This window comes from Kitasatospora sp. NBC_01246 (genome assembly GCF_036226505.1).
Lineage (GTDB): Bacteria > Actinomycetota > Actinomycetes > Streptomycetales > Streptomycetaceae > Kitasatospora.
In genome coordinates this window covers 3,588,360-3,609,893 of the sequence record NZ_CP108484.1, presented here as the reverse complement: position 1 = coordinate 3,609,893, position 21,534 = coordinate 3,588,360, and the positions used below count along the sequence as shown (strand labels likewise).

17 protein-coding genes are annotated in these 21,534 nt (G+C 72.3%); 7 read left to right on the top strand and 10 right to left on the bottom strand.

Annotated features, from left to right (window positions below; genetic code table 11):
- Positions 1 to 47 precede the first annotated feature (47 nt).
- From OG618_RS15730 to OG618_RS15720, 3 genes are read left to right on the top strand one after another with little or no spacing between them, the layout of a single operon-like run.
- The gene (locus OG618_RS15730; protein ID WP_329488033.1) at positions 48 to 1,370 is read left to right on the top strand and encodes a hemolysin family protein; all 1,323 of its coding nucleotides are present in this window, start codon (positions 48 to 50) and stop codon (positions 1,368 to 1,370) included.
- A gap of 30 nt (positions 1,371 to 1,400) precedes the next feature.
- The gene (trpS, locus tag OG618_RS15725; protein WP_329488032.1) at positions 1,401 to 2,441 is read left to right on the top strand and encodes a tryptophan--tRNA ligase; all 1,041 of its coding nucleotides are present in this window, start codon (positions 1,401 to 1,403) and stop codon (positions 2,439 to 2,441) included.
- A complete protein-coding gene (locus tag OG618_RS15720) occupies positions 2,438 to 2,992 on the top strand; it encodes a 2'-5' RNA ligase family protein (protein WP_329488031.1) in 555 nt (184 codons plus the stop codon). Before trpS ends, OG618_RS15720 begins: the two co-directional genes overlap by 4 nt.
- On the opposite strand, the gene OG618_RS15715 is transcribed toward OG618_RS15720, so the two are convergent.
- Both OG618_RS15715 and OG618_RS15710 read right to left on the bottom strand, forming a co-directional pair.
- Entirely contained in the window at positions 2,977 to 5,541 is a 2,565-nt protein-coding gene (locus OG618_RS15715; protein WP_329488030.1) for a CDP-glycerol glycerophosphotransferase family protein, read from the bottom strand. The two genes, OG618_RS15720 and OG618_RS15715, sit on opposite strands and share 16 nt — an antisense overlap.
- Positions 5,542 to 5,903: 362 nt before the next feature.
- A complete protein-coding gene (locus OG618_RS15710; protein WP_329488029.1) occupies positions 5,904 to 9,476 on the bottom strand; it encodes a bifunctional glycosyltransferase/CDP-glycerol:glycerophosphate glycerophosphotransferase in 3,573 nt (1,190 codons plus the stop codon).
- 196 nt (positions 9,477 to 9,672) lie between these two features.
- Between OG618_RS15710 and OG618_RS15705 the strand changes: the two genes are divergently transcribed.
- A complete protein-coding gene (locus OG618_RS15705; RefSeq protein ID WP_329488028.1) occupies positions 9,673 to 10,671 on the top strand; it encodes a glycosyltransferase family 2 protein in 999 nt (332 codons plus the stop codon).
- Between the two features lie 86 nt (positions 10,672 to 10,757).
- Complete coding sequence (locus OG618_RS15700) at positions 10,758 to 11,822, top strand: YihY/virulence factor BrkB family protein (RefSeq protein WP_329488027.1); 1,065 nt, start codon at positions 10,758 to 10,760, stop codon at positions 11,820 to 11,822.
- A 25-nt stretch (positions 11,823 to 11,847) separates the two neighbouring features.
- On the opposite strand, the gene OG618_RS15695 is transcribed toward OG618_RS15700, so the two are convergent.
- Positions 11,848 to 13,062, bottom strand: a complete 1,215-nt coding sequence (locus OG618_RS15695) for a D-alanyl-D-alanine carboxypeptidase family protein (RefSeq protein WP_442906802.1) — start codon at positions 13,060 to 13,062, stop codon at positions 11,848 to 11,850.
- 142 nt (positions 13,063 to 13,204) lie between these two features.
- Between OG618_RS15695 and OG618_RS15690 the strand changes: the two genes are divergently transcribed.
- Positions 13,205 to 13,462, top strand: coding sequence for an SCO4848 family membrane protein (locus tag OG618_RS15690; RefSeq protein ID WP_329488026.1), 258 nt, complete (start codon positions 13,205 to 13,207; stop codon positions 13,460 to 13,462).
- A gap of 64 nt (positions 13,463 to 13,526) precedes the next feature.
- Here the strand turns inward: OG618_RS15690 and OG618_RS15685 are convergent, their stop codons facing one another.
- From OG618_RS15685 to sdhC, 4 genes are read right to left on the bottom strand one after another with little or no spacing between them, the layout of a single operon-like run.
- Positions 13,527 to 14,300 (bottom strand): succinate dehydrogenase iron-sulfur subunit, encoded by a 774-nt coding sequence (locus OG618_RS15685; RefSeq protein WP_329488025.1) that lies wholly within the window; start codon positions 14,298 to 14,300, stop codon positions 13,527 to 13,529.
- Positions 14,300 to 16,042 carry a succinate dehydrogenase flavoprotein subunit gene (sdhA, locus tag OG618_RS15680; protein WP_329488024.1) on the bottom strand — a complete coding sequence of 581 codons (1,743 nt, stop codon included), beginning with the start codon at positions 16,040 to 16,042 and terminating at the stop codon, positions 14,300 to 14,302. The genes OG618_RS15685 and sdhA overlap by 1 nt, the downstream gene beginning before the upstream one ends.
- 32 nt (positions 16,043 to 16,074) lie before the next feature.
- On the bottom strand, positions 16,075 to 16,566 hold the full coding sequence (locus OG618_RS15675; RefSeq protein ID WP_329488023.1) for a succinate dehydrogenase hydrophobic membrane anchor subunit: 492 nt from the start codon (positions 16,564 to 16,566) through the stop codon (positions 16,075 to 16,077).
- 8 nt (positions 16,567 to 16,574) lie between these two features.
- Positions 16,575 to 16,955 (bottom strand): succinate dehydrogenase, cytochrome b556 subunit, encoded by a 381-nt coding sequence (gene sdhC / locus OG618_RS15670; protein WP_329488022.1) that lies wholly within the window; start codon positions 16,953 to 16,955, stop codon positions 16,575 to 16,577.
- A gap of 265 nt (positions 16,956 to 17,220) precedes the next feature.
- On the opposite strand from sdhC, the gene OG618_RS15665 reads away from it, so the two are divergent.
- Positions 17,221 to 17,988, top strand: coding sequence for a hypothetical protein (locus tag OG618_RS15665; RefSeq protein ID WP_329488021.1), 768 nt, complete (start codon positions 17,221 to 17,223; stop codon positions 17,986 to 17,988).
- A 13-nt stretch (positions 17,989 to 18,001) separates the two neighbouring features.
- Here the strand turns inward: OG618_RS15665 and OG618_RS15660 are convergent, their stop codons facing one another.
- The 3 genes from OG618_RS15660 to OG618_RS15650 all read right to left on the bottom strand — a co-directional run bounded on the left by OG618_RS15660 (position 18,002) and on the right by OG618_RS15650 (position 21,268).
- Positions 18,002 to 18,487: a 2-oxo-4-hydroxy-4-carboxy-5-ureidoimidazoline decarboxylase gene (locus OG618_RS15660; RefSeq protein ID WP_329488020.1), complete on the bottom strand. Its 486-nt coding sequence runs from the start codon at positions 18,485 to 18,487 to the stop codon at positions 18,002 to 18,004.
- 312 nt (positions 18,488 to 18,799) lie between these two features.
- The gene (locus OG618_RS15655) at positions 18,800 to 20,449 is read right to left on the bottom strand and encodes an alpha/beta hydrolase (protein WP_329488019.1); all 1,650 of its coding nucleotides are present in this window, start codon (positions 20,447 to 20,449) and stop codon (positions 18,800 to 18,802) included.
- 78 nt (positions 20,450 to 20,527) lie between these two features.
- The gene (locus tag OG618_RS15650; RefSeq protein WP_329488018.1) at positions 20,528 to 21,268 is read right to left on the bottom strand and encodes an SDR family oxidoreductase; all 741 of its coding nucleotides are present in this window, start codon (positions 21,266 to 21,268) and stop codon (positions 20,528 to 20,530) included.
- Positions 21,269 to 21,534: the final 266 nt, after the last annotated feature.

Here is a 21,534-nt window from a genome sequence, read left to right as displayed (position 1 = left end):
GCCTCCTTGACCGGAGGCGGCGGGCCGTCGCCCTACACTGACCCGCTGTGAACGAAACCCTGGAGGACGCGGCCCTCGTCCTCGTCTTCATCATGCTGGGTGGCCTGTTCAACGTCGCCGAGATCTCGCTGATCTCGCTGCGCGAGGGCCAGATCAGGTCACTGGAGGGGCGCGGGACCCGGCGCGCGGCCCGCGCCGCACACCTGGCCGCCGACCCGAACCGCTTCCTGGCCGCCGTGCAGGTCGGGGTGACCTGCATGGGCTTCCTGTCCGCCGCCTTCGGCGCGGACACCCTGGCCGGCAAGGTGGCGCCGCTGTTCGTCCGGGCCGGGCTGTCCGCGGGCGTCGCCGACGCGCTCGCCCTGGTCGGCCTCACCCTGCTGATCAGCTACGCCTCGCTGGTGCTCGGCGAGCTCACCCCCAAGCGGATCGGCCTCCAGCGCGCCGACTCCATCGCCGTCCTCGCCGCCCCGGTGGTGGACGTGATGTCGGTGGCGTTGCGCCCGGTGATCTGGCTGCTCGGCCACTCCACCAACCTGATGGTCCGCCTGCTCGGCGGCGACCCGGCGGCCGGGCGCGGCTCGATGAGCTCCGAGGAACTCCGCGGCCTGGTCGCCACCAACACCGAACTCGGAAGCGACGAGCGGGCGTTGATCGCCGACGTGTTCGCCGCGGGGGAGCGCCAGCTGCGCGAGGTGATGGTCCCGCGCACCGAGGTGACCTTCCTGGACGCCGAGCGCCCGCTCGCCGAGGTCCGCGAGCAGGCCGACTCCTCGCCGCACTCGCGCTATCCGGTGGTCGAGGGCAGCTACGACGCGGTCACCGGCTTCGTCCACGTCCGCGACCTGTACGGTGCCCGCGGCGAGCAGGCGGTGAAGGTGCGCGACCTGGCCCGCCCGATCAAGCTGCTGCCCGGCACCAAGCGGGTGCTGGCGGCGATGGGCGAGATGCGCCGGGAGGGCCACCACCTGGCCATCGTGGTGGACGAGTACGGCGGCACCGCCGGCATCGTCACCCTGGAGGACCTGGTCGAAGAGGTGATCGGCGAGATCCGTGACGAGTACGACTCCCAGGAGCCGAGCACCACCCGCCGGCTGGCCGGCGGCGCCATGGAGCTGGACGGCCTGCTGAACCTCGGCGACTTCACCGAGGAGACCGGCGTCACCCTGCCCGAGGGCCCGTACGAGACGGTGGCCGGCTGCCTGGTGGCCGCGCTCGGCCGGTTGCCCGTCGACGGTGACCAGGTCCGGATCCCGATCGGCGCCGAGGAGGTCCGGCTGACGGTGGCCAAGCTGGAGGGCCGGCGGATCGCCCGGGTCGGGGTGAGTGCGGTCACACTGTCGGAACCTCCGGGGGCAGAGGTTTCCTGACCGGTCGGTGGAACTGGAACAATGGCCCGCATGGTCAACGCAGCGGTCACTGGTCCGGTCAAGGACCGTCCCCGGGTACTCTCCGGCATCCAGCCCACCTCCGGCTCGTTCCACCTGGGCAACTACCTCGGTGCCGTCCGCCAGTGGGTCGATCTCCAGGAGGCCAACGACGCCTTCTACATGGTGGTCGACCTGCACGCGATCACCGTGGAGCAGGACCCGGCGACGCTGCGCCAGAACACCCGGGTCTCCGCCGCCCAGCTGCTCGGCGCCGGCCTGGACCCGGAGCGCTGCACCCTGTTCGTCCAGTCCCACGTGCCCGAGCACGCGCAGCTCGGCTGGGTGATGAACTGCCTCACCGGCTTCGGCGAGGCCTCCCGGATGACCCAGTTCAAGGACAAGTCCGCCAAGCAGGGCGCCGCGAGCACCTCGGTCGGCCTCTTCACCTACCCGATCCTGCAGATCGCCGACATCCTGCTCTACCAGGCGGACGCGGTGCCGGTCGGCGAGGACCAGCGCCAGCACGTGGAGCTCACCCGGGACCTCGCGGAGCGCTTCAACACCCGCTACAGCCCGACCTTCACCGTCCCGAAGCCGTACATCCTCAAGGAGACGGCGAAGATCCAGGACCTCCAGGACCCGGGCATCAAGATGAGCAAGTCGGCCTCCTCGGCCAAGGGCCTGGTCAGCCTGCTGGACGAGCCGAAGGTCAGCGCCAAGAAGTTCAAGAGCGCAGTCACCGACACCGGCACCGTCGTCTCCTACGACGAGGAGGAGAAGGCCGGCGTCTCCAACCTGCTGCGCATCCACTCCGCGCTCAGCGGCCAGTCGGTCGACCAGTTGGTGGCGCACTTCGAGGGCAAGATGTACGGCGCCCTGAAGACCGAGCTGGCCGAGCTGTTCACCGAGTGGGTGACGCCCTTCCAGGAGCGCACCCGCACCTTCCTGGACGACCCGGCCGAGCTGGACCGGGTGCTGGCGATCGGTGCGGAGAAGGCCCGCACGGTGGCGTCGCAGACGCTGGAGACGGTGTACGACCGGATCGGCTTCCTCCCGGCCGCCAAGCGGTGACAGCCCTGACGAGCCTGCCCGATGGTGACGAGCTCCCCGAGCTCGTCACCATCGGCGTGTCCGTGAGCGTCCCGGATCCGTACGGCTCGGCGATCCAGGACGCGCGGGCCGGGTTCGGCGATCCGCTGGCCCGGTCGATACCCACGCACGTCACCCTGCTGCCGCCGACCGAGGTGGCGGCCGCCGAGCTGCCGAAGATCGAGGAGCACCTGGCGGCGGTGGCCCGGGCGCACCGGCCGTTCCGGATGCTGCTGCGCGGCAGCGGGACCTTCCGGCCGGTCTCGCCGGTGGTCTTCGTCCGGGTCGAGGGGGGCGCCCAGGAGTGCCGGCTGCTGGAGGCGGACATCCGCTCCGGCCCGCTGGCCCGGGAGCTGGCCTTCCCGTACCACCCGCACGTCACGGTGGCGCACGGGCTGGCGGAGGACGTGCTGGACCAGGCGTACGGGCAGACCCGTGGCTTCCGGGCGGCCTTCGCGGTGCCGGGCTTCGGCCTGTCCCGGTTCGACGCCGACGAGGTCTGGCGCCCCTGGCGCTCCTACGACTTCGGCTGACCCGCGCCGCCGCCGGCGGCCGCGCGGCCGCCGGGCCGCGGTGCCCCGTGCCCGCCCGCCCGGCCGAGGTCGAGCATCCGGTCGACCACCCGACGCGCGGCCCCGCCGTCCTCCAGCCCGCAATGCGTGGCGCGGAACGCGCGGTAGCGCTCCCGGTACCCGGGCGGCGGGCCGGAGCCGTCGTCGGCGAGCCCCCGCAGTGCGTCGAGCAGCCCGGCCGAGTCGGGAATGAGCGGGCCGGGGGCCTGCGCCTCGAAGTCGAAGGAGAAGCCGCGCAGCGTGTCGCGGTAGTGCGCCAGGTCGTAGGTGAAGAAGAGCACCGGGCGGCCGGTGATCGCGAAGTCGAACGTGATCGAGGAGTAGTCGGTGACCAGCACGTCCGCGATCAGCAGCAGTTCCTGGACGTCGGGGTAGTCCCCGCAGTCGAGGACGAAGCCGTCCCCGGCGCCGGGCAGCGGCTCGCGGACGTGCGCGTGCGGGCGGATCAGCAGGACGTGGTCGTGGCCGAGGGCGCGCCGGGCCCGGTCCAGGTCGATCCGCAGGTCGAGGCGGAACCCCTCGCCGTCGCCGCGCCGCTGGTCCTCCCGCCAGGTCGGGGCGTAGAGCACCACGCGCCTGCCGTCGGGGATGCCGAGCCGGCGCCGGACCGCCGCCGCCCGCCCGGCGTCCGGCCGGGCCAGCACGTCGTTGCGCGGGTAGCCGGACTCCAGGACCTCGCCCCCGAAGCGGAACGCCCGGCGCAGCAGCGGAGTGGCGAACGGGCTGGGCGAGAGCAGCAGGCTCCACTGCGGGGTCTCCCGGTCGAGCGCCGCCAGGTAGCCGTGGTCGGCGAGCCAGGGGTTCTCGACGTCGTGCGCGATCCGCTTGAGCAGCGAGCCGTGCCAGGTCTGGACGACCACCTGGCCGTCCCGGCGGTCCAGGAAGTCGGGGAAGTGCGTGTTGCCGACCAGGTACCGGCTGGTGGCCAGCGCGCGGTACCACTCGGGGCTCCAGACCCGTACCGCGCGGACGCCGGCGGGCAGGTCGGCCTGGGCGTCGTCGACCGCCCAGAGGTGCTCCAACGGCTCGCCGCGCCGGGCGAGTTCGGCGTGCACCGCGCGCGGTGAGTCGGCGTACCCGCGGCCGCCGAACACGTCGTACAGCACGGCGTCGCGCAGCGGCTCCCGGCGGGCGGCCGGGTACCCGTCGGCGCGCTGGCGCGCCTGGCTCCAGGCGCTGCGCTCGGCGGGCGAGAGGACGGGGGTGGAGTCCACCAGCAGGGTGTCGTGCCAGCGGCGTTGGAGCAGGATCCGCTTGCCGCCGGCCCCGGTGGCGGCGGGCAGCGCGGGGAGCGCCGCGGGGGCGGCGATCAGCGGCCGGGGCGCTCCCGGCCGGCCGGCCGGGAGCAGCGAGGCCTCCCAGACGCCCTTGCGCAGCGGCAGCGCGGTGCCGTCGGAGCCGGTGCGGGTGGCAGGCAGCCGGACGGTGAAGCGGCCGTCCGCCCCGCGGTCGACCCGGTGGCGGACCTCGCCGGCCGTCCCGGTGTGCCGCAGGACGAGGTCGAGCGGCTCGCGGCCGGGGCAGTGCCCGGTGAGCTCGAAGCCGCCGGCCCGCACCGCGATCCGCTCGACGTAGCCGGCCGCGGGCTGGACGCAGAACTGCAGCCGGCCGTCGGCGAGGTGCTTCAGGTAGAGCGCCCGATCGAGGGTGCCGGGCAGCGCGTGCTGACCGGCCACCGGGCCGCCGCGCTCGTCCAGGGTCAGCTGCTCGGTGGAGCCGTCCGGGCGCAGCAGTTCGGCGTCCCAGTGCTCCAGGTGGCCGGCGCCGCGCCCGTCGGCGGTGAACGGCCGGTACGGCAGATGGAGGGCGAAGGTGTTGCCGGTCCGCGCGACCGGCCGCAGCAGGACGGCGTCGCTCTCCCGGTGGCGCAGCCGCAGCGCGGTGCCGGGCGGGCAGTGCCCGGCGGTGCCGCGCAGGTCGAGGCCGTCCGGGGCGGGGGCGGCGTGGGTGAGCCGGACGCCGGGGCGTTCGAGCCGCAGCCGCAGCCGGCCGTCGGCGAAGTGCGGCTGGAGGCGGACGTCGTGGTCGACCCAGCGGGCCGGCGGGTACTCGCCGGAGCCGCACCAGTGCGGGGCGAGGGCGCCGTACTGGCGGCGCAGCCGGGTGGGCCGGGGGCGGGTGAACAGGGTGGCCTCGATCCGCCAGTCGCCGAGCAGCCACTCCTTGGCCCGCCGCAGCCGGCGCGGTTCGACCAGGGCGGTGAAGCCGGACCAGTCGTGGTTGTGGTCGGGCTGGGCGCTGTCGTCGGTGATCTCGGGCAGCCGGCGCGGCCGGGACCGGAGGTGGAGGGGCGGTTCGGCGTCGTCCCGGAGCAGGGTCAGCCAGGTCCAGGCCGAGCCGGGGCGGGCGGTGTCCAGGTCGTCGGGGCGGGCGAAGCCGGTGAGTTCGAGGCCGCGGGCGTTCCAGCGGGCGCGCAGCAGGCCGAAGGCGACGCCCTCGTCGGCGGCGGGCAGGTCGTCGTGCGAGTGGGGGGCGGCCTGCGGGAGGACGAACCGCGTGAGGACAGGCATGGGGTGGCCCTTCGGCAACGGGATCCCGGCCCATGGCGGCGGTCCGGGGCGGCATTCGTACCGGGGGAGCGGACGAAGCCGATTCAATATCGAATACCGAAATGACACCCGGGGTCAACTGAGAAATCCGAAGGAATAGCTGAGAAATCCGTCGGCGAAACATGGGTTCGATTGAATTGTTCATATGAATCTTCGGTGACTCCCGGAAAGCGTCCAGAAAAGTCCGGAAAGCTGTCCGAAGCGGCCCGGAGAGCAGCCGGGAGAGCCGCCGGGAGAGCCGCCCGGAGCCGTCTGAAGCGGCCCGGAAAACACGGAGGCGCCCGACGCGGGATTCGCGTCGGGCGCCTCCGGGGCGGTACCGGTTACTGCTGGCGGAGCATGCCGTCCACCACGCGGGCCGCGGCCTGGCCGTCGTCCAGGTCGCAGTACGCCTCGCGGAACGCCGTGTACTTCTCGGCGTACTCACCCGTCAGCTCGTCAACCCGGCCCAGCGCCGCGACCAGCTCCTCGGAGGTAGCCAGCAGCGGGCCGGGCATCTCCGCCTCGTAGTCGAGGCTGAAGCCGCGCAGGTTGTCGCGGTAGTGCTCCAGGTCGTGCGTGAAGAACAGGACCGGCTTGCCGGTGGTGGCGAAGTCGAACACCGTCGCCGAGTAGTCGGTGACCAGGACGTCCGCGATCAGCAGCAGCTCGGCCATGTCGGGGTAGCTGCCGACGTCCCAGATGTAGCCGTTGCCGGCACCGGGGATCTGACCGCACATCACGCTGTGCCGGCGGACCAGCAGCACCTGGTCGTCGCCGAGCGCCGCCTTGGCCGCCTCCAGGTCGATCCGCAGGTCGATCTGGTAGCCGCCGTTCGGGCGGCGGCGGTCCTCACGGAAGGTCGGCGCGTAGAGCACGACCTTCTTGCCCTCGGGCAGCCCGAGCCGCTCGCGGACCTGCTCGGCGGTCTTCTCCCGGTCGGGGGCGAACAGCAGGTCGTTGCGCGGCGCGCCGCTCTCCAGGATCTCGCCCTTGAAATCGAACGCGCGGCGCAGCACCGGAGCCGACCAGCTGTTGCCGGCCACCAGCATGCTCCAGTTCGGGACCTCCTTGACGACGCCCTTCAGGTAGTTGGCGTCGGTGAACCAGACCTTCTCGAAGTCGTACCCGATCTGCTTCAGCGGGGTGCCGTGCCAGGTCTGCACGACCACCTGGCCGGGGCGCCGGACGAAGAAGTCCGGCAGGTGCGCGCTGGTGACGATGTACTTGGCGGTGGCCAGCGTCTCGAACCACTCGGGGCTCCAGAGCCGGATCGCGCCCGCCGTCTGCGGCAGTTCGGCCTGCAGGTCGTCGCTGCCCCAGAGGTGCTCCAGCGGCAGGCCGCGGCGGACCAGCTCCTCGTGGATCGCCCGCGGGGAGTCCGCGTAGAGGCCGCCCAGCGCGACGTTGTAGAGCACGGTGTCACGCAGCGGGAGCCGGCGGGCCGACGGGTAGTCGGTGGTGCGCAGCTGGCGCTGCCGGAAGCCGCTGCGCTCCTCGGGCAGCAGCGCGGAGTGCGACTCCAGCGAGAGGCCGTCGTAGTGGCGGCGCTCCAGCACGATCCGCTTGCCGCGCGACTCCACCTCCAGCGGCAGGGTGGCGAAGCACTCCGGGGCGATCAGCGCGTAGCGGGTCGCCAGGGTCTCGACCGGCTCGCCGAGCGGGCGGAAGAAGACGTCCCAGGTGCCCTGGGCGAGCGGCACCCGGCCGGCGAAGGAGGCCGTCGGCACCGCCGGCAGCGCGGCCCGGAACCCGCCGTCCGCGATCTCCACGGGGTAGACGTGCTCCTCCTCGCGCCAGTTGTGCCGCACGACGAGCTCCCAGCGGTGCGTGCCGGGCAGCGGGAAGGTGCCGCTGAGCAGGTAGCCGTCCGCGCCGCGCGAGGCGACCTCGGTCACCACCGGCTGCAGCAGCTGGTCGGAGAGCTGGAGGTAGCCGCCGGGGGAGGGCTTCGAGTACAGCGCGCGGCGCTCGTCGACCGGGGCGTCCGGGTTCAGCGGCAGGTGCAGCTGCTCGGGTGCGTTGCGGTCGTCCCAGGCCACCGGCACGGTGCTGCCGTCGGCGAGCAGTATGGCGGTGTCCCAGCGGTCCCGGGCCCGCTCCGGGGCGACCGGGTCCAGCTCGGCCCAGGCCTCGCGGACGGCCGTCAGCTCGTCGACCGGGGCGGTGACGGTGAACGGCTGGAGGGTGCCGACCGGGGCGGTGAGCTCCAGCGGGTAGACCACCTCGCGGTCCGACTCGACGTGGGTCAGCTTGAAGCGGGCCCCGGCGAGGTTCGGGCCGGAGCGGGCGGCGCCGGAGATCTCCAGCCGGCCGTCCCGCACGGCGAGCCCGGTCACCCTGGTCCGGACCGTCTCCACCCGCAGGTAGACGCTGCCGTCGCGGACCCACGGCACGATCCGCACGTCCGGCTCGACCCAGTGCGCGGGGAGGTACTGGGCGGTGTCGCTCCAGCCCGCCGAGATCCGGCCCTTGTAGACGCCGCCCTTGCCGGCGCCGGCCACCAGGACGCGCCAGTTGCCGTCCTTCCACTGGCCCCGGTGCTTGAGCCGCTTGGGGTCGATGGCGGCGGTGAAGCCGGCCCAGTCGCAGTTGTACAGGTCGTGGTGGCAGCTGGCGGTCGCCTCCGGGCTGTACTGCGTCCTGGTGGGCACGGCCAGCACGCGCCGGCCCTTGGTCTCGCGGAGCACCAGCACCCGGACCATGTCGTGCCGGTTCTCGGCGCCCAGCTGCTCCGGGTACGCGTGCCCGGTCAGCTGCAGCTTGCCGCCCTCCCAGGCCGACTCGTACAGCCGGCTGCGCATCACCAGCGAGTTGTCCAGCTTGAGGATGCCGGCCGGCACGCTCTTGCGGCCGCCGCGCAGGAACGGGTAGTCGGCGTACGGGCGCAGCAGGCCGCGCGCGGCGACGCCGCCGTTGCTCTCGCCCTCGTACTTGATCTGCTCGACGAACTCGTCGATCCGGCCCGCCAGGGTCAGGTGGTACTTCAGCCGCAGCGGCGCGCGCAGCTTGCGGACCTGCTCGGGGCCGATCGACCGGAGCAGCCGGCCGACGTTCTTCTGGTAGGCGTCCCGGTACTCCTTGTCGCCGTCCACGACGGACCAGAAGAACATCGGGATCTCCTCGACGAGGGTGTTCTCGTCGTAGGAGCGCAGGTACTCGGCGAAGCGCGGGTCGGTCTGCTTCTTCAGCCAGGTGCGGACCAGCTCCACCGAGGTGACGCGGTCGACCAGGCCCTTGGGGTTGGTCCGCATCTGTGTGATCGACATCTCGCCGACCTCGCGCTCGCGCCAGTGGTAGATCGGCTCGGAGAGCACGTCCACGCTCGTGGCGAGGTAGTGGTGCGGCACGCTGACCGGGGCGTCCTCGTACAGGATGCCCTCGGGGTAGAGGATGCCGGCCGCGTCGAAGAAGGAGCGGCGGTACACCTTGTTCCACGCCGTGCGGTCGGTGACCAGCGCGGGGATCTCGGTGATGTGGGTCTTGAGCCTGGTCTCCTTGAACGGCCGCGAGTGCCCGCCGGACTGGTAGTAGCCCACCGCGCGGAACCGCAGGACGTTGCCGGTGGCGAAGTCCGAGCCGGTCTCGTCGAGCGTGTTGATCATCAGCTCGTAGGCGCTCGGCGGCATCGAGTCGTCGGAGTCGACGAAGCAGAGGAACTCGCCGTCCGGGTCGATGTGGCGGATGCCGGTGTTGCGGGCCGCGCCGAGGCCCTTGTTCACCTGGCGGACCAGCCGGAACCGGGAGTCCTTGGCGGCGTACGCCTCGGCGAGTGCCGCGCTGCCGTCCTTCGAACCGTCGTCGACCATGACGCACTCGAAGTCCGTGAAGGTCTGGGCGGCGATCGAGTCGAGGCATTCCACGAGGTAGCGCTCGACGTTGTAGATCGGAACGACGATGGAGAGGCGGGGAGCCATCGGCTACGCAGGCCTTTCTTGGGAAGGAGCGTGGCAGCCCGGTCGGGGTCTGGCCGCACTTTGAACCGGTGCGTACGTGCCCACCGATCCTACCGTCCGGCCCCGGGGACCCTCCGGGGCCTTCGGTCCGCCCGCGGGCGCCCGGGTGCCCGGGCGCGGTGGGTCCGGCCGTCCGGGGGGCCACTACTCTGTGGCCATGCCCCGCTTCAGCGTCATCGTCCCCGTCCACAAGGTCGAGGAGTACCTTCCCGAGTGCCTCGACTCGGTGCTCGGCCAGGGCGGTCCGGACTTCGAACTGATCGCGGTGGACGACCGCTCCCCGGACGGCTGCGGCGCGATCCTCGACGAGGCCGCCGCCCGCGACCCGCGCGTGCGGGTGCTGCACCTGGCGGAGAACGTCGGCCTCGGCCGGGCCCGCAACGCCGGCCTGGCGGTCGCCACCGGCGACTACGTGATCTTTCTGGACAGCGACGACACGCTCACCCCCGGCCTGCTCAAGGCCGTCGACGACCGGCTGGCGGCCGGCGGCGACCCGGACGTCCTGGTCTACGACTACGCCCGCACCTACGCCGACGGCCGGATCACCAAGGCCGCCTCGGCGCATGTCTTCGGCGCCGACTCCCCGGACGTCTTCGACCTCGACCGCCGCCCCGACCTGCTGGACCTCCTCCAGGTGGTCTGGAACAAGGCCTACCGCCGCGGCTTCGTCGCCGAGCAGGGCCTCACCTTCCCCGCCGGGTACTACGAGGACACCCCCTGGACCTACCCGGCGCTGCTCGCCGCCGGGAGCATCACCCTGCTCGACCAGGTCGGCGTGCACTACCGCCAGCGCCAGGAGGGCGGCAACATCCTCGCCACCGCCTCGCGCAAGCACTTCGACGTCTTCGCCCAGTACGACCTGGTCTTCGCCTTCCTGGACGGCCGCCCGGACCTCGACCGCTGGCGCCCGGTGGTCTACGGCCGGATGCTGCACCACCTGAACACCGTGGTCTCCAAGCCCGGCCGGGTTCCGCCCCGCGACCGCCGCGAGTACTTCCGCCGGGCCGCCGAGCACTGCGCCCGGCTGCGCCCGGCCGGCTACACGCCGCCCGCCGGGGTGGCGGGGGTGCGCACCGAGCTGCTGAGCCACGGCCGGTACGGCGCCTACCGCACGGTCCGGGTGCTGGCCGGGGCCCGCCGTCTGCTGAAGCGCTGACCCCGGCGGCCGCGGCGCCCGTCGAACCCCTTGCCGCCCGCCGAGCCTGACGGCCGTTCGGGCGAACGGCCGGTATAACCGGACAGGTGGACTTCCTCACCCGGCTCCCGGTCATCGGCCCGCTCGTGGCGCGGGTCCTGCGCAGCCACCCGTACCGCGTGTACGAGCACTTCACCGCCGCGCGCGGCAACCGGCTGGCGGGCGCGGTCACCTTCTTCGGCTTCCTGGCGCTCTTCCCGCTGCTCACCGTGGCGCTGGCGATCGCGGTCGCCACCCTGACCGACTCCCGGGTCGACGAGATCCAGAAGCACATCTCCGACCAGCTGCCGGGGATCTCGGACGCGCTCAACCTCAACTCGCTGGTGGCCAACGCGGGCACCGTCGGCCTGGTCAGCGGCGTGCTGCTGCTGATCTCCGGCCTCGGCTGGGTCGACACCATGCGCACCTCGATCCGGGACGTCTGGCAGCTCCCGGAGGAGGAGGGCAACCCGATCCTGCGCAAGGCCTGGGACTGCCTGGTGCTGGGCGGCCTGGGCCTGGTCTCGCTGTTCTCGCTGGCGGCCTCCGCCGCCGGGACGACGCTGGCCGGCCGGATCGCCGGCTGGATCGGCCTGGGGACGGGCGGGCCCGGCGGCTACCTGCTGACCGGCGTCGGCCTGCTGATCGCCGTCGCCTCCGACATGGTGCTCTTCGCCTACCTGCTGGCGCCCTTCCCCCGGATCGGCGGCCAGCACCGGTGGGACGTGGTGCAGGGCGCGCTGATCGGCGGGGTCGGCTTCGAGCTGCTGAAGATCCTGCTCGCCTCCTACCTGGGCTCGGTCGCGGGCAAGAGCCTCTACGGGGCCTTCGGGGTGCCGGTGGCGCTGCTGCTCTGGATCAACTTCGTGTCCCGGCTGCTGATGTACTGCGTCGCCTGGACGGCGCTGGCCGACCCGGCCGCCGCCCGCGACCGGGCCCGCGAGCGCGCCGGGGCCATGCTGAAGGCCGCGAACGAGGCGGAGGCGGCCGAGCGGGACGACGCCGCCACCGCGGGCAAGGAAGGCAAGCACGGCAAGGACGGCAAGGACGGCAAGGACGGCGGGGGTGACGGGGACGGCGGGGGTGACGGGGACGGCGGGGACGGCACGCCGAAGGCCCGGCCCCAGGAGTGAGACCGGGCCCCCGACGGCGCCGCCGTCAGTCGGCGGCGGGGCCGCGGCGCCGCCGTAGCAGGAACAGCGCACCGGCGCCGCCCGCCGCGAGGGCCAGCGCGATCCCCACCCAGCCGACCGGGCCGGGGCCCGAGCCCCCGTCACCACCGGCCGCGGCGGCCGCCGGGGCGGTCGGGGGGGCGCTCGGGGAGGGGTGCGGCGGCGGCGCGGGCGCACCGGCGGTGCCACCCGCCTGTCCGGTCGGCTCCCCGCCGGCCGGCGCCTCGTCCACCAGCCTGCCGACCGGGGTGACCTTGTCGGCCGCCGCGAACCCCCAGTCCAGCAGCGCCGCCGTCTCGTCGTAGACCTTCTGGTACGTCGAGGGGTGCATCACCGTCACCAGCAGGGTGCGGCCGTTCCGTTCGGCGGCGCCGACGAAGGTCGAGCCGGCCTCGGTGGTGAAACCGTTCTTCACGCCGATCAGGCCCGGGTACTTGCCGAGCAGCCGGTCGGTGTTGGCGATCCCGAAGCTGCCCCGCTGCCCGGTGTTCTTGTCCACCGCGCCGGGGAACTGCGCGTCCCGGGTGGCGCAGTACATCCGGAAGTCGGGATTGCGCAGCCCGGCCCGGGCGAACAGGGTCAGGTCGTAGGCCGAGGAGAGCTGGCCGTCCATGTCGTAGCCGTCCGGGGAGATCACCCGGGTGTCCCGGGCCTGCAGCGCGTCCGCGCGGGCCTGCATCTCGGCGACGGTCTGCTGGACCCCGCCGTTCATGTGCGACAGGACGTGCACCGCGTCGTTGCCCGAGCTGAGGAAGACCCCGCGCCAGAGGTCCTCGACCCGGTAGTCCAGGTTCTCCTTGATGCCGACCAGGCTGCTGCCGGCGCCGATCCCCTGGATCTCCGCGTCCTCGACCCGGTGCACCAGGTTGCGGTCGAACTTCGGCAGCACGGTGTCCGCGAAGAGGATCTTCAGGGTGCTGGCCGGCGCGAGCCGCAGATGGGGGTTGCTGGCCGCCAGCACCTCTCCTGACGTCGCGTCGGCGACTATCCAGGACCGCCCGGTGAGATCCCCCGGCAGGGCCGGGGCGCCGGGCAGGGGTGCCACCTGGGCACCGGTGAGCCCCAGTCTCTCGCCCCCGATCGCGGCCGGCGGGGGCGGCGGCTCGTGCGGGGCCGCGACGGCCGCCGGGGCGGCGAGGATGACGGGGAGCGCCGCGGCGTACGCGACGAGCAGGTGTGCGAGCTTACGGCGTGTGGGCACCAGCAGACCGTACCCAGTCGGGGCCGCCGCCGTCCGCCCCTTCGGGCCCGTCCTCCACAGGAGGGGGCCACCGTACGCCGAACGGCCGCCCGCGCATACTGGAACCGCACACCATCTTCACCTCAGCCGCCGAGGACGCTCCATGAAGCTCAGCCGCCGCACCTCCTGGTTCCTGACCGCCTTCGGCGTCTGGTCCATGATCATCTGGATCACCTTCGTCAAGAACCTCTGGAAGGACTCCGGCGGCCAGGCCTTCACCGACGGCGACCACTCCCAGCCGACCGCCTTCTTCTGGATCCACCTCCTGCTCGCCGTGACCTCCTTCGTCCTCGGCGTCACCGTCGGCGCCATCGGCCTCCGCGGCCTCCGCGCCACCCGCCGCGAGCCCGCCGCCGAGTAGCCGCAACGCCGAGGCCCCGTCCGATCGGGTGATCGGACGGGGCCTCGGCGTGCTCGGGCAGGAACTAGAAGCGGCGGGTGACCAGGGCCCGCTTCACTTCCTGGATCGCCTTGGTGACCTCGATGCCGCGGGGGCAGGCCTCCGAGCAGTTGAAGGTGGTCCGGCAGCGCCAGACGCCCTCACGGTCGTTCAGGATCTCCAGCCGCTGCTCCGCACCCTCGTCGCGCGAGTCGAAGATGAAGCGGTGCGCGTTGACGATCGCGGCCGGGCCGAAGTACTGGCCGTCGTTCCAGAAGACCGGGCAGGACGACGTGCACGCGGCGCACAGGATGCACTTGGTGGTGTCGTCGAACCGCTCGCGGTCCTCGGCGGACTGCAGGCGCTCGCGGGTCGGGTCGTTCCCCTTGGTGATGAGGAACGGCATGACGTCCTTGTACGCCTGGAAGAACGGGTCCATGTCCACGACCAGGTCCTTGAGGACCGTGAGGCCCTTGATGGCCTCGATCGTGATCGGCTTCTCCGGGTTGACGTCCTTGATCAGGGTCTTGCACGCCAGCCGGTTGCGCCCGTTGATCCGCATCGCGTCGGAGCCGCAGATGCCGTGCGCGCAGGAGCGGCGGTAGGTGAGGGTGCCGTCCTGCTCCCACTTGATCTTGTTGAGCGCGTCCAGGACGCGCTCCTTCGGGTCCAGGGTCAGCTGGTAGTCGACCCACACCGGGTCCGGGTGCTCCTCCGGGTTGAACCGGCGGATCCGGAAGGTGACGGTGATCAGCTGGATACCGCCCGCCTCGGCCGCGTCCAGAGCGGCCGAGTGCTTCTCCGCAGTAGGAGTGCTCATCAGTACTTACGCTCCATCGGCTGGTACCGGGTCGTGACGACCGGCTTGTAGTCGAGGCGGATGGAGGTGGTGCCGTCCTCGGCGACCTCCTGGTACGCCATGGTGTGCTGCATGAACTTCACGTCGTCACGGGTCGGGAAGTCCTCGCGGTAGTGACCGCCGCGCGACTCCTCGCGGGCGAGCGCGGAGACGGCCAGCACCTCGGCCAGGTCGAGCAGGTTGCCCAGCTCGACGGCCTCCAGGAGGTCCGTGTTGTAACGGAAGCCCTTGTCCTGGATGGAGACGTTCTTGTAGCGCTCGCGCAGCGCGGCGATGTCCTCGACCGCCTGCTTCAGCGTCGCGCCGGTGCGGTAGACCATGGCGTTGGTGTCCATGGTCTCCTGCAGCTCCTTGCGGATCTGCGCCACGGACTCGGTCCCGGTGGACTCGCGCAGGCCCTCGACCAGCGCCTGCACCTTCTCGGCCGGGTTCTCGGGCAGCTCGGTGTAGTCCACCGTCTGCGCGTAGTCGGCGGCGGCGATGCCCGCGCGCTTGCCGAACACGTTGATGTCCAGCAGCGAGTTGGTGCCCAGGCGGTTGGCACCGTGCACCGAGACGCAGGCGACCTCGCCGGCCGCGTACAGGCCCGGGACGACGTCGGTGTTGTTGCGCAGCACCTCACCGGCGACGTTGGTCGGGATGCCGCCCATCGCGTAGTGCGCGGTGGGCTGGATCGGGATCGGGTCCGTGTAGGGCTCGATGCCGAGGTAGGTGCGCGCGAACTCGGTGATGTCCGGGAGCTTGGCGTCCAGCTGCTCCGGCGGCAGGTGGGTGAGGTCCAGGTAGACGTGGTCGCCGTCCGGACCGCAGCCGCGGCCTTCGCGGATCTCGGTGTAGATCGCGCGGGAGCAGACGTCACGGGACGCGAGGTCCTTCATGACGGGGGCGTAGCGCTCCATGAAGCGCTCGCCGTCCTTGTTGCGCAGGATGCCGCCCTCGCCGCGGGCGCCCTCGGTGAGGAGGATGCCCATGCGCCAGATGCCCGTCGGGTGGAACTGGAAGAACTCCATGTCCTCCAGCGGCAGGCCGCGGCGGTACACCAGGGCCTGGCCGTCACCGGTGAGGGTGTGGGCGTTGGAGGAGACCTTGAAGAACTTGCCGGTGCCGCCGGAGGCGAACACGACCGACTTGGCCTGGAAGACGTGGATCTCGCCGGTGGCCAGCTCGTAGGCGACGACGCCGGCCGTCCTGCCCTCGTTGATCAGCAGGTCGAGGACGTAGAACTCGTTGAAGAACTCGACACCGTGCTTGACGCAGTTCTGGAACAGCGTCTGGAGGATCATGTGGCCGGTGCGGTCCGCCGCGTAGCAGGACCGGCGGACCGGGGCCTCGCCGTGGTTGCGGGAGTGACCGCCGAAGCGGCGCTGGTCGATCCGGCCCTGCTCGGTGCGGGAGAAGGGCAGGCCCATCTTCTCCAGGTCGAGGACGGCGTCGATGGCCTCCTTGCACATGATCTCGGCGGCGTCCTGGTCGACCAGGTAGTCACCGCCCTTGACCGTGTCGAAGGTGTGCCACTCCCAGTTGTCCTCCTCGACGTTGGCGAGGGCGGCGCACATGCCGCCCTGGGCCGCGCCGGTGTGGGACCGGGTGGGGTAGAGCTTGGTGAGCACCGCGGTGCGGCTGCGCTGGGTCGACTCGATGGCCGCGCGCATGCCGGCGCCGCCGGCGCCGACGATGACGGTGTCGTACTGGTGAATCTGCATGGGGGTTCTAACTCGCCTCTGGCCTCTGCCGATTAGATGTTCGGGTCGAAGGTGAAGATGACCAGGGTGCCGAGCAGCACGGTGAAGACCGTTGCGGCGCCCATGAGGCCCTTCAGCCAGAGCCGGGTGGAGTCCTTCTCGGCGTAGTCGTTGATGACCGTCCGCATGCCGTTGGCGCCGTGCAGCATGGCGAGCCAGAGCATCAGGAGGTCCCAGCCCTGCCAGAACGGCGAGGCCCAGCGGCCGGCCACGAAGGCGAAGCCGATCTTGGAGACGCCACCGTCGAGCACCAGCATGATCAGCAGGTGGCCGAGGATCAGGACCACCAGGACGATGCCGGACAGGCGCATGAAGAGCCACGCCAGCATCTCGAAGTTGGTCCGGGTGCGGCGCGGGGTCTTCTTGGTCCGCTGGCGGGCCGGCTCGACCACGAAGGCGTCGGCGGGGTTGCCGGTGCCGAGGCCCTTGCCGGTGTGCGCGTGGGCGGAGGGGACCACCAGGGCGTCGGAGATTTCCGTGGACATGTCTCAGATCACTTCCCGAACCAGGTGGTCAGCGTGTGCTGAAGGATCGGGTAGAAGGCGCCCGCCATCAGGACGACCCACACCCCGACCACGGTCCAGAGCATCTGCTTCTGGAACTTCGGACCCTTCGACCAGAAGTCGACGGCGACGACCCGCAGGCCGTTGAGGGCGTGGAACAGGATGGCGGCCACCAGGCCGTACTCCATCAGGTTCACCAGGGGCGTCTTGTACGTCTGAATCACAGAGTCGTACGCCTCGGGCGACACTCGCACCAGTGCGGTGTCCAGGACATGAGCGAACAGGAAGAAGAAGATGAGGACGCCGGTGACTCGATGAGCCACCCAGCTCCACATGCCTTCCCGGCCGCGGTACAGCGTTCCAGCCGGCACGGAAAAACCCTCCGGAAGCGATTGGGGGCTCGGCCGGCTTCGGTGTCGGTCAGCCCGGCCGGGTACGGTCCACCGGCCGCCAGCATCCTATCGACGCGTTATTGCGAACCGCCTCCGGGGGCCCGAGGTGTGATCAATCAGGCACGACTGGCCTAGTGGGGCGGGAACCCGGGCGGCTCCGGAGGCCCCACGGCCACGCAGCGTGACCGTTCGACTGCGCTACCGTGGCCGCCGCTTCCGTCGCCGACACTCTGCCGAGGCCCCCGTGCCGCTCAGCCCGCCCCGCCGCCCGTCCCCCGCTGTCGCGGTCTACGCCCTGCTGCTCGCCGCGGGCTGCACCACGGTCGGCGGCTCCGCCGACCGGGCCGCGCCGGCCCGCGAGCTGTCCGCCGCCGAGTTGCGGGCGGCCGCGGTGGCCGACGGCGACCTGGGGGCCGGGTACACGGTGACGGTGATGACGCCCGGTCACGGCGAGACCGGCTCGGGCGGCGGCCGGGAGGTCTCCGACCTGCCCGTCTGCCAGCCGCTGCTGGACGCGGTGACCCCGGCGGTGGCGGCGGGCGGCGCCACCGCCTCGCCGGGCCCGGGGGATCCGTACGCGGAGACCGATCTGAGCGTGGCGCGGGCGGCCGATCCCCAGGGGGGCGTGTACGGAGGACTGCTCGGCTACCGGACCGGGCGGGCGGCGCAGCTGCAGTCGGAGCTGGAGAAGCTGTTCGGCCCGTGCTCCTCGTTCGTCTCCAGCGCTCCGCCGCCGCCGGCGGAGAAGAGCCGCAAGCCGGTGCGGACCAGGCACCGGTTGATCCGGGACGACACGCCCACGCCCGGGGGAGCCGACGCGGTGACCGGGTTCACCCTGACGAGTGAGTCGGGCAGCGTGGTGCTCGCCCAGCGTGCCGTGGTGGCCCGGGTCGGACCGGTGCTGGCGGTGCTCACCACCGTCGGCGTCGGCGCGGAGCCCGCCCCCGTGCCGGACGAGCGGATCGTCCGGCAGCAGGTGGCGAAGCTCCGCGCCGCGCAGGCCCACGGGTGAGGGCGGGCCCGGCTCAGCGGGCTCCGGCCTCGGAGTGGGTGGCGACCAGGTGCTCCAACCGGGTCAGGGCGATCCGGCGGAGCTCGTCCGAGGCGATCAGCCGTTCCTCGTCCGGGTCGTGCGCCAGGCGGGTGCGGATCGAGCTGAGCACGGTGTCGAGCATCTCCTCGGGGGCCACCCCTTCCAGGCAGACCACGAAGACGTGCCCGAACCGGGCCTCGTACGCGGCGTGGGCGGCGCGAAGGGCGGTGTGCGCCGCCTGGCTGCCGGGTGCGCGCATGCCCAGGAGCGGCTGCGGCATCCAGCTCTCGTCCGCCAGCGCCTCGGCCAGGTCGGCCGGTCGCAGGTCGTAGGAGGCCTCGCTGGCCGCGGCCAGCAGGGACTCTATGTCGGGGTAGGGCCGGTGGGCGGTGAGCCGCAGGGCCCAGCGGTGGCTGCCGCAGCAGGCCAGGAGGGCCTCCTCGGCCGCGCCGGCGTCGGCCTCGTTGAAGCGGTGCAACCCGAGGAGGGTCGGCTCGGAGCTGGGATCGAGCCGCGGTGACGGGATGTCGCTGGCCAGCGGGTCCTCCTCGTGAGGGCGGGAAGGTGCCGGTGAAAGGGGGTGGTGAAGCAGGTGAAGTATGAGGCCGCGGGGCGGTGTTCGAGACCCGCCGGGCAGCGGCTCAACGGTAGTTGAGCAGTCATCAGTTGGGGAGAGCGCACGCGGAATTCATCCGATCGAGCTATCAAGTTGTGACGTTGACACCTAAGTGTCAGCGCCCTCCCCGTTCACATCTGCTAATCGTCCAGGCCTTTCGGCCGCCGGCTCCACTCAGGAGCAGCGCGTCCCCGGCGCCGGCATCGTCCCCTCGACGAGGTACGCGGTCAGCGCGGCGTCGACGCAGCCGTTGCCCTTGCCGAAGGCGCCGTGCCCCTCGCCGACCCGGGTCAGCAGGGTGGCGTCGGCGAAGCCCTTGGCGAGCGCCTCGGCGGAGGCGTACGGGGTGGCCGGGTCGCCGGTGGTGCCGACCACCAGGATCGGCGCGCTGCCCTCGGCGCGGACGGCGTGCGGCCGCTCCGTCGTCCGGAACGGCCAGCGGGCGCAGCCGGCCTCGCTGTAGTCCTCCACCGTGACGCCCTTGGAGACCAGCGGGGCCTCGGCCAGGAGCCTGGCCACCGCCTGCTGGGCGCGCTCCGCGGTGGGCGCCGGCGGGGCGGCGTCGGCGCAGCTGATCGCGCGGTTCGCCTCCTCCATCGGGCTGAAGTGGCCCTTCTCGTCGCGGCCGTCGTAGCCGTCGGCGGAGGCGAGCAGCGGGTCCACCTTGTGGCCGACCATGGCCCAGCCGAGCGCGTTGCGCAGGTACGTCCAGGACGTCTTCTCGTCGCCGTAGAGCGCGCTGATGACGCCCGTCCAGGCGAGGTCGCGGCCGACCTTCCGGCCGTCGGAGGCGGTCATCGGGTGGCCGTACAGGCCGTCCAGGAAGTCGGCGGCCTTCTGGGCGGCCTTGGCCGGGTCCTTGCCGAGCGGGCACTCGGCCGCGTGGTTCTTCACGCAGTCGGCGGCGAAGCGCTCGAAGGACTTCTCGAAGCCGATCTGCTGGTCGACGCCGTGGTCCAGCCGGTCCTGGGCGGGGTCGACGGCGCCGTCCAGGATCAGCCGGCCGGTGTTCTGCGGGAACTCCTCGGCGTAGAGCGCGCCGAGGTAGGTGCCGTAGGAGATGCCGAGGTAGTTGAGCTTCCGGTCGCCGACGGCGGCGCGCAGCACGTCCAGGTCGCGGGCGGTGTTGCGGGTGCCGACGAAGGGCAGCAGCCGGCCGGACTTCGCCTGGCAGGCGGCGGCGTGGTCGGTGGCGTTCCCGACCCGGTCGGCGGTGCGGGCGGCCGGCTCCAGCGGGGTGTCACGCTGGTTGACCTCGTCGTGCTGCTTGTCGTCGTAGCAGACCACCGGGGAGCTCTCGCCGGTGCCGCGCGGGTCGAAGCCGACCACGTCGAATCGGTCGTGCAGGGTGCCGTCGTACTCCGTGGCGCCGTACTTGACCATCTCGACGCCGGAGGCGCCCGGGCCGCCCGGGTTGACCATGAGCGAGCCGAGCCGCTGGTCCGGCCGGGCGGCGGGCAGCTTGATCAGCGCGAGGTCGAGGGCGTCGGCGGCGGGGGCGGTGTAGTCGAGCGGGACGTGCAGCCGACCGCAGAGCATCGCGGATATGTCGATCTTGGCCCGGGCGGCCTGCGGGTCGGCCGGGCAGGCGGCCCAGGCGATCTGCTGGCCGTAGAACGGCTTGAGCGCGGGGTCGTCGGCGCCGGTGGGCTTGGCGGTCGGCGTCGGGGTGGCCGTCGGGGTGGCCGGGGCGGCCGACGGGGCCGCGGCGGCCCCGTCCTGAGCGGGCTTGGTGCCGTCGTTGCAGGCGGAGCCGAGAAGCAGGGTGCCGGCCGCGAAAGCGGTCAGCAGAAAGCGCGGGCGGGCGGCCCGAAGAGATCTCATCGCACGTATGTATCACTGCCGGGTGACCGCGTGGATCATGGCCCCGGCGTCGGACCGCCCGCCCGCGCCGCCCGGCCGTCAGACCCGGTGCACCTTGTGGTTGGCGGCCTGGGCCCGTGGGCGGACGACCAGCAGGTCGATGTTGACGTGCGGGGGCCGGGTCACCGCCCAGGCGACGGTGTCCGCGACGTCGTCCGAGGTCAGCGGCTCGGCGACGCCCGCGTACACGGCCGCGGCCTTCTCCTCGTCGCCCCGGAAGCGGGTGACGGCGAAGCCCTCGGACTTGACCATGCCGGGGGCGATCTCGATCACCCGGATCGGCTCCCCGCACAGCTCCAGCCGCAGGGTGGCCGCGATGGTGTGGGCCGCGTGCTTGGCCGCCACGTAGCCGCCGCCGCCCTCGTACGCGGCCAGCGCCGCGGTGGAGGAGAGCACCAGCACGGTGCCGTCGCCGCTCGCCCGCAGAGCGGGCAGCAGGGCCTGCGTCATGTGCAGCACGCCGAGCACGTTCACCTGGTACATCGCCAGCCAGTCGGCCGGGTCGGCGGTCTCGACCGGCTCCGCGCCGATCGCCCCGCCGGCGTTGTTGACCAGGACGTCCACCCGGCCGACCTCGGCCGCGAAGGCGTCCACGGCCACCCGGTCGGTGACGTCCAGGGTGTGGGCGCGGCCGCCGAGCTCCTTGGCGAGCTCCTCGATCCGCTCGGTGCGGCGGGCGGTCAGCACCACCTCGAAGCCCTCGGCCGCGAGCCGGCGGGCGGTCGCCGCGCCGATTCCACTGCTGGCTCCGGTGACCACGGCCACCTTCTGCTCGGTCATTGCCACTCCCTGGAGGAACGCGTCGGTCGGGGGAAGTACGTCGGTCGCTCGTCCGATCATCTCAATGACGCCGACCGGGCCCGCGCCGCGGTGGGGGACGTCCACCCCGGTGGGTCCTCCAGCCGTCCCGAACGGCGTCAATCCCCCGTCGGAGTGGCCCCGTGACCGCCGGTGCGGGTCGTCGTTGCACAGGGCACGCAACCCGGGGAAGGCGACTGAAACGAGATGTCATACCCACCTGCTCAGCCCCTATGCGCCCATACGGG